Raw genomic sequence first — 4,715 nt, forward strand, 5'->3', positions numbered from 1 at the left:
GCGTGGGCCGACAACCTCATCGAGATCAAGACGATTTGCCACACCGGCCGAAAGGCGACGATGGTCGTGCGCGTCGACGAACACGGCCGCGCGGTCACCGATGGGCCGCAGGTCGAGATTGGCGGCAACGACCGCTATGTGTCGGTGAGTCGCGCCGAATTCAAGAAAATCATGTCGGGTGAAGGTCGCGTCGAACTGCAACAGCCGGTGCTTCCGCTTGGCACCAATGAGGAACTCCAATGAGCGACGCACACTGGCCGCGGCCGCAGTGGCAGGACAGCGGGGATCCGGCGTTTCTGTTGTGGTTCGTCTTCGGCGACCTCGATCCGGATTTCCGCATCGACGCCGTGACGTACCGCACTCGCGGAACGCCGGCGGGTTTCGAAGTCGTACGCTATGAGAACAAGGCGCTGTCGACGTGGGACGGCTATCCGCTTGGCGGCACGCTGGGACGCGTGTTGTGGGAAGAGAGCGCGCAACTGTTCGAACGCATGAAAAGTGCCCGCGACTGCGTGATGCTGCGCGGGGCGATCGCCGATCCGTCCGACCTCGACGTGCTGCGCGATCTGGTCGGAACGATCGCTGCGCTGTGCGACAGCGGAGCGATCGCAGTGGTGGATCCGCAGACCCTGTCGATGCTCGCGGCGCCGCAGTGGCGCGAGCGGTTCTTCGATGGTGATGCGTTCGAACCGCGCGACCACGTTCTGATTCTCTGCGACGAGGACGACAAATCGACGGGTCGGATGCACGTGCACACGCGCGGGATGCGCAAGTTCGCGCGACCGGACATCGATATCCGCAACGTTCCGCCACATGCGGCAAACATCGCCGGCGAACTGGCCGACCGGTTCGTGCGCTTCCAGGCGCTCGGCGGCATTGTCGCGGATGGCATGGCGCTGGACATCGAAGGCGCGCCGTCCGGAATGACGATCCGCCATGCGGGTTCAATCGACGATGCTGCGTTCAACAACCGGCACCTCGCTCTGCGCTGGCCGGATTGACGTGCGAACCGCCTAGCGCTGGCAGCGCGGGCAGTGGAACGTCGATCGCTGCCCGATGACGGACGTTCTGATCGGGGTACCGCACACCTTGCACGGCTGGCCTCCGCGGCCATAGACGAACAGTTCCTGTTCGAAATAGCCGGGCGCGCCGTCGGGATTGATGAAGTCGCGCAAGGTCGTCCCGCCCCGGCGGATCGCATACGCAAGGATGCGCTTTACTTCCCCGGCGAGGCGCGCGTACCGGTTGCGCGAGACCGCACCCGCGGCACGCTTCGGGTGGATGCCGGCGGCGAACAGCGCTTCACTTGCGTAGATGTTGCCGACGCCGACGACGACCGCCTGATCCATCAGGAACAGTTTCACCGCAGCCCTGCGTCCGCGCGAGCCGGTCCACAGCACGTCTCCGTCGAAATTCTCCGCCAACGGCTCCGGTCCGAGACCGACGAGTAGCGGGTGGATTTCGCCGCGTGGCTGCCACAGCTGACAGCCAAAGCGGCGCGGATCGGTGTAGCGCAGGATCTTCCCGGAGTCGAGGCGCCAGTCGACGTGATCGTGCGGGCCAACCGGTGTGCTTGCCGGCAGCACGCGCAACGACCCGGACATGCCCAGATGCAGCAACGCACTCCCCGGCTGTGTGTGCACGAGCAGGTATTTCGCGCGTCGCTCGATCGCTTCGACGTGCTGCCCGGGCAGTGCGTCCACCAGCGATTGCGGGATCGGCCAGCGCAACTTCGGTTGGCGGATATCGAGCCCGACGACCGTACGTCCGATGAGGTGCGGCGCGAGTCCTCGCCGAGTGGTTTCAACTTCGGGTAGTTCCGGCAAGGATCAGTCCTTTGGCGCGACCACGGGTGTCGCAAGTTCGCTTTCGGGTTTGGTGAACAGCAACGCGCTGAATCGGTCGGGCACCAGCGCGATCGTGTCGCCGACGCGCACGTAGCGATCGCCGTGGATCGCGTCGGTGGTGCCAAATGCGATCACCGTGTCGTCGAGCTGCAACGTGGCCCACGGCGGGTCGAGGCCGAGCCGCGTCGCAACCAGCTCACTCGCGGCGTGGCGAAAACGGACCGGTGCACGCGCAATCGCCGCGATCCGCTCGATGCGCGCATCGTTGGCGGCGCCGACCAGCGGCTCGACCATTTGCCAATGGCCGTCGCTCTTGACGAAATGTCGCGGCGCACACTCGCTGCAGCGGATGTGGATATCGCGTACATGCGTCGGGTCGATCTCGGTGATCGGCTGGGTCGCAATCGCGTCCTCCCGACGCAGCTCTGCATACACGCCAGCGCCCAGCAGCCCGACCATCGCAACGAGGAATCCATTGGTGCGCGTTCGCCGGTTCATCGCGCGGCTCAGGTTCGCCGACGTCGGCGCCAGGCGATCAATCCGCCGATTGCGGCGAACAGCAGCGGCAGCACGACAAGAAAGGTTGCGGCCAGTGCAGTGAGCGCCCCTTGCGACAGATCGAGCTCGCGGTCAGGCGCACTCCGGTCGGCAATTGCGATCTGCGCGTCGTCGCCAAGCAGCCAGTCGAACACGCGCTGGCCGTATTCACGGTTGCCGACATTTCCGAGAAAACTGTTGGAGAGAAAATCTCCGTCGCCCAGCACGACCACGCGTTGCTCGCGGCGGTCTGGGCGTGGCGAGATGCGTGACAGCGCAAAGCCCAGATCGAGTGGGCCGGGGATCTCGCCCGCATCCGGATCCTGGCGGATATTTGCGCTGTCTTCGCCGGCTTTGGGAATGGGTCCGGTCTCGTTCCACGACTTTTCGCTGGATCGAAGAATCGACTTCGTGTCCCAGTGCGAATCCGCCAGCTGCGCGAGTGCGGCGGGTTGCGGGAACAGCGTCGCCAACGCGAAATCGCGCGTGATCGGATGGTCCGGGTAGTGATCGACCGCGACGAAAGTCGGATCGCTGAGGCCGAACGCCTGGCCGTTGCCGTCGACCACGGTTCCCGCCAGCACGCGCAGCGACAACGCGCTCGCGAGCGCATCGAGCCCCGCTCGGGAATCGGGCTCCGCGAGCCAAAGAAGATTTCCGCCGCGCGCGACGTAGTCGACGAGTTCGGCAACCACGGCTTCCGGCACCGCCACTTGCGGATCGGCGATCACGACGAGATCGGCGTTGTCCGGAACCTTGCCTGCATTCGCCAGCGGCAGAGGAACCGCGCGAAGGCCACGTTCGCCCAAGGCCGTGACGAACTGGCCGAGATCCGCATTCGCCTTGCCGAGCGGTTGACGCTCGCCTTCGCCTTCGAGGAACGCGACGATTCGCTCGCGTGCGCGCGACAGTCGCAGCAACGCGCCCGAGAACTCCGCTTCGCTCAAGACCTTGAGACGTTCGCTGCGATCGCGGTAGTGAATTTCCAGTTCGCCGTCGACGTTCACGCCCGCTTCGCGCATCGCGCCCGGGTCGGCATCGGGATCGACGAAGCGCAACGCCAGATCCGGCTTCGCGCGCCGGTAACGATCGACGAAATCGGCGATCACCGCGCGAAGATTGCCCTGGCGGCGCGCATAGCTGACGACCTCGACCGGCGCGTCGAGTGTTTTCAGGATCGCCACCGACGTATCGCCGAGACTCGCGCTGTGCGCATGGCTGACATCGCTGTTGAAGCCGAAGCGCGTACTGAGGAACGCGACCAGCCCCGCCGCCACGAGGATCAGCACGGTGTGCAACGCGTTGGTGAGGCGCTCGCGCATCAATCGGGCCTTGAGCGCAATGCGTCGAGTCGGCGCGTCGCCAGCGCAAGCGCGACGCCCGCGACGAGCAGGAAATAGACGATGTCGACACTCGCGACCAGGCCACGGAAAAGCGGCTCCAGATGCGTCGGGAGCGCGAGGTAGTTGATGCCGCTGTTGGAGATGCCCTGCATGCGGGCTCCAGCGTCGACGACCGCCAGCAGGCTGCTGATCGCCAGCGCAATCGCTGCGGCAAGCGCCGGCTGCGATGCCCAGGTGCTCGCCGCGATGCCGATCGCGGTCAGTGCAACGGTGAACAACAGCAGTCCGAGAACGGCTGCACCGATCTTGCCGACGTCGAGCTGGGCGCCGAATCCAAGCGTCAGCGGCATCAGCGCGACGAGGCCGACCAGCAACCACACCAGTCCCAGCGCACCGACGTATTTGCCGACGACAATCCGTGCGTTGCCGACGCCACTCGCCAGCAGCAACGGGAGCGTGTGGGCGCCGCGCTCTCCGGCGAAACTGCGCATCGTGATCAATGGCACGAGCAGCACGAGCAAATTGCTGAAGCTGCGCAGCAATGGAATCGCGACCAGGTCGGTGACGCCGGGTGCGTTTTTCAGCGCGCCGAGTTTCGGTGCAACGTCGAGGTAGCCCTGCAGCGACAGCAGGAACTGCCAGGCCATCAGCGCGAGGACCACCGCGCACAGCAGCCACGCAAACGGTTGCACATGCAGACGGCGCCACTCGTGGCGCGCGATCAGCGTCGCAGCGCTCATGCGGCCGCGGCCGCAGGTTCGCCGATTGCGATTGCGAGGAACACCTGCTCGAGCGCCGCGTTCTCGGCGCGCAGTTCCTCCAATCCGAATCCGCGCTCGACCACGGCAGACGCAAGCTCGCTCACACTCACTCCAGGCTTCAGTCGCACGCGCCAGTGCCGTCCGTCGATCGCATCCGCCGCAGCAACGTGCGACAGGGTCGACCAGTCGGCGTCACTCATCGACCGGCTGACGCCAACGCGGAACAG

Annotated in this window: 6 protein-coding genes and 1 pseudogene; 2 read left to right on the top strand and 5 right to left on the bottom strand. The window is 65.6% G+C overall.

Annotated features, from left to right (window positions below):
• Together ABIV12_RS11480 and ABIV12_RS11485 are read left to right on the top strand one after the other, a co-directional pair.
• Window positions 1-243: pseudogene (locus ABIV12_RS11480) on the top strand (thymidine kinase); the annotation flags it as partial.
• A complete protein-coding gene (locus ABIV12_RS11485; protein WP_348059368.1) occupies window positions 240-1,001 on the top strand; it encodes a hypothetical protein in 762 nt (253 codons plus the stop codon). The pseudogene ABIV12_RS11480 and the gene ABIV12_RS11485, both read left to right, overlap by 4 nt.
• Before the next feature lie 12 nt (window positions 1,002-1,013).
• Here the strand turns inward: ABIV12_RS11485 and mutM are convergent, their stop codons facing one another.
• The 5 genes from mutM to ABIV12_RS11510 all read right to left on the bottom strand — a co-directional run.
• On the bottom strand, window positions 1,014-1,826 hold the full coding sequence (gene mutM / locus ABIV12_RS11490) for a bifunctional DNA-formamidopyrimidine glycosylase/DNA-(apurinic or apyrimidinic site) lyase (RefSeq protein ID WP_348059370.1): 813 nt from the start codon (window positions 1,824-1,826) through the stop codon (window positions 1,014-1,016).
• 3 nt (window positions 1,827-1,829) lie between these two features.
• Window positions 1,830-2,345 carry a hypothetical protein gene (locus tag ABIV12_RS11495; protein ID WP_348059372.1) on the bottom strand — a complete coding sequence of 172 codons (516 nt, stop codon included), beginning with the start codon at window positions 2,343-2,345 and terminating at the stop codon, window positions 1,830-1,832.
• A gap of 8 nt (window positions 2,346-2,353) precedes the next feature.
• Window positions 2,354-3,706 (bottom strand): DUF4350 domain-containing protein, encoded by a 1,353-nt coding sequence (locus tag ABIV12_RS11500; RefSeq protein WP_348059374.1) that lies wholly within the window; start codon window positions 3,704-3,706, stop codon window positions 2,354-2,356.
• Window positions 3,706-4,467, bottom strand: coding sequence for an ABC transporter permease subunit (locus ABIV12_RS11505; RefSeq protein ID WP_348059376.1), 762 nt, complete (start codon window positions 4,465-4,467; stop codon window positions 3,706-3,708). Before ABIV12_RS11505 ends, ABIV12_RS11500 begins: the two co-directional genes overlap by 1 nt.
• Window positions 4,464-4,715 (bottom strand): hypothetical protein (locus tag ABIV12_RS11510; RefSeq protein WP_348059378.1); only part of this gene is annotated, 252 nt, incomplete at its 5' end. The genes ABIV12_RS11510 and ABIV12_RS11505, both read right to left, overlap by 4 nt.

This window comes from Dokdonella sp., assembly GCF_039926425.1.
Taxonomy (GTDB): Bacteria; Pseudomonadota; Gammaproteobacteria; order Xanthomonadales; family Rhodanobacteraceae; genus Dokdonella_A.